At 52.7% G+C, this 2,912-nt stretch carries 1 rRNA gene; it reads left to right on the top strand.

Going from position 1 to position 2,912, the window contains the following annotated elements:
* Positions 1-18 precede the first annotated feature (18 nt).
* A 23S ribosomal RNA gene (locus tag HWX87_RS37550) occupies positions 19-2,900 on the top strand.
* The last annotated feature ends 12 nt before the right edge of the window (positions 2,901-2,912 follow it).

The raw sequence follows: 2,912 nt of genomic DNA, 5'->3' as shown, positions 1-2,912 counted from the left end.
GAGACAGACTCGTTATAGGGTCAAGCGAACAAGTGCATGTGGTGGATGCCTTGGCGATCACAGGCGATGAAGGACGCGGTAGCCTGCGAAAAGCTACGGGGAGCTGGCAAACAAGCTTTGATCCGTAGATGTCCGAATGGGGAAACCCACTCCTTTTGGAGTATCCATGGCTGAATACATAGGCCATGTGAAGCGAACGCGGTGAACTGAAACATCTAAGTAACCGCAGGAAAAGAAATCAACCGAGATTCCCAAAGTAGTGGCGAGCGAAATGGGATGAGCCTTGTACTCTTTATTTGTATTGTTAGCCGAACGCTCTGGAAAGTGCGGCCATAGCGGGTGATAGCCCCGTAGGCGAAAACAGTATGAAAGAACTAAGTGTACGACAAGTAGGGCGGGACACGTGAAATCCTGTCTGAAGATGGGGGGACCATCCTCCAAGGCTAAATACTCGTGATCGACCGATAGTGAACCAGTACCGTGAGGGAAAGGCGAAAAGAACCCCGGGAGGGGAGTGAAATAGATCCTGAAACCGCATGCATACAAACAGTCGGAGCCTCGTAAGGGGTGACGGCGTACCTTTTGTATAATGGGTCAGCGACTTACGTTCAGTAGCAAGCTTAACCGTATAGGGCAGGCGTAGCGAAAGCGAGTCCGAATAGGGCGTTCAGTTGCTGGGCGTAGACCCGAAACCAAGTGATCTATCCATGGCCAGGATGAAGGTGCGGTAACACGTACTGGAGGTCCGAACCCACTAACGTTGAAAAGTTAGGGGATGAGCTGTGGATAGGGGTGAAAGGCTAAACAAACTTGGAAATAGCTGGTTCTCTCCGAAAACTATTTAGGTAGTGCCTCGTGTCTCACCTTCGGGGGTAGAGCACTGTCATGGTTGGGGGGTCTATTGCAGATTACCCCGCCATAGCAAACTCCGAATACCGAAGAGTGCAATCACGGGAGACAGACATCGGGTGCTAACGTCCGGTGTCAAGAGGGAAACAACCCAGACCGCCAGCTAAGGTCCCCAAATATAGCTAAGTGGGAAACGAAGTGGGAAGGCTAAAACAGTCAGGAGGTTGGCTTAGAAGCAGCCACCCTTTAAAGAAAGCGTAATAGCTCACTGATCGAGTCGTCCTGCGCGGAAGATGTAACGGGGCTAAGCTATATACCGAAGCTGCGGATGCGTGCTTTGCACGCATGGTAGGAGAGCGTTCCGTAAGCCTGCGAAGGTGCGTTGAAAAGCGTGCTGGAGGTATCGGAAGTGCGAATGCTGACATGAGTAGCGATAAAGGGGGTGAAAGGCCCCCTCGCCGTAAGCCCAAGGTTTCCTACGCAACGTTCATCGGCGTAGGGTGAGTCGGCCCCTAAGGCGAGGCAGAAATGCGTAGCTGATGGGAAGCAGGTCAATATTCCTGCACCATTGTTAGATGCGATGGGGGGACGGATCGCGGAAGGTTGTCCGGGTGTTGGAAGTCCCGGTCGCTGCATTGGAGAAGGCGCTTAGGCAAATCCGGGCGCGGAATTCAAGGGTGTGGCGCGAGCTCCCTAGGGAGCGAAGCAATTGGAAGTGGTTCCAAGAAAAGCCTCTAAGCTTCAGTCTAACGATGACCGTACCGCAAACCGACACAGGTGGGCGAGATGAGTATTCTAAGGCGCTTGAGAGAACTCGGGAGAAGGAACTCGGCAAATTGGTACCGTAACTTCGGGATAAGGTACGCCCTTGTAGCTTGATGCCCCTGCGGGCAAAGGGTGAAGGGGTTGCAATAAACTGGTGGCTGCGACTGTTTAATAAAAACACAGCACTCTGCAAACACGAAAGTGGACGTATAGGGTGTGACGCCTGCCCGGTGCCGGAAGATTAAATGATGGGGTGCAAGCTCTTGATTGAAGTCCCGGTAAACGGCGGCCGTAACTATAACGGTCCTAAGGTAGCGAAATTCCTTGTCGGGTAAGTTCCGACCTGCACGAATGGCGTAACGATGGCCACACTGTCTCCTCCCGAGACTCAGCGAAGTTGAAGTGTTTGTGATGATGCAATCTACCCGCGGCTAGACGGAAAGACCCCATGAACCTTTACTGTAGCTTTGCATTGGACTTTGAACCGATCTGTGTAGGATAGGTGGGAGGCTATGAAACCGGAACGCTAGTTTCGGTGGAGCCGTCCTTGAAATACCACCCTGGTTTGTTTGAGGTTCTAACCTTGGCCCGTGATCCGGGTCGGGGACAGTGCATGGTAGGCAGTTTGACTGGGGCGGTCTCCTCCCAAAGCGTAACGGAGGAGTACGAAGGTACGCTAGGTACGGTCGGAAATCGTGCTGATAGTGCAATGGCATAAGCGTGCTTAACTGCGAGACCGACAAGTCGAGCAGGTGCGAAAGCAGGTCATAGTGATCCGGTGGTTCTGTATGGAAGGGCCATCGCTCAACGGATAAAAGGTACTCTGGGGATAACAGGCTGATACCGCCCAAGAGTTCATATCGACGGCGGTGTTTGGCACCTCGATGTCGGCTCATCTCATCCTGGGGCTGTAGCCGGTCCCAAGGGTATGGCTGTTCGCCATTTAAAGAGGTACGTGAGCTGGGTTTAAAACGTCGTGAGACAGTTTGGTCCCTATCTGCCGTGGGCGTTGGATATTTGAAGGGGGCTGCTCCTAGTACGAGAGGACCGGAGTGGACGAACCTCTGGTGTACCGGTTGTCACGCCAGTGGCATCGCCGGGTAGCTATGTTCGGAAGAGATAACCGCTGAAAGCATCTAAGCGGGAAACTCGCCTTAAGATGAGATATCCCTGGGGACTAGATCCCCTTGAAGGGTCGTTCGAGACCAGGACGTTGATAGGTCAGGTGTGTAAGCGCAGTAATGCGTTCAGCTAACTGATACTAATTGCCCGTAAGGCTTGATCCTATAACAAGTCTG

Source organism: Burkholderia sp. BCC1644 (genome assembly GCF_902833225.1).
Lineage (GTDB): Bacteria > Pseudomonadota > Gammaproteobacteria > Burkholderiales > Burkholderiaceae > Burkholderia.
Note: the sequence above shows the minus strand (reverse complement) of the source record. Positions and strands in the feature narration are given on the sequence as shown.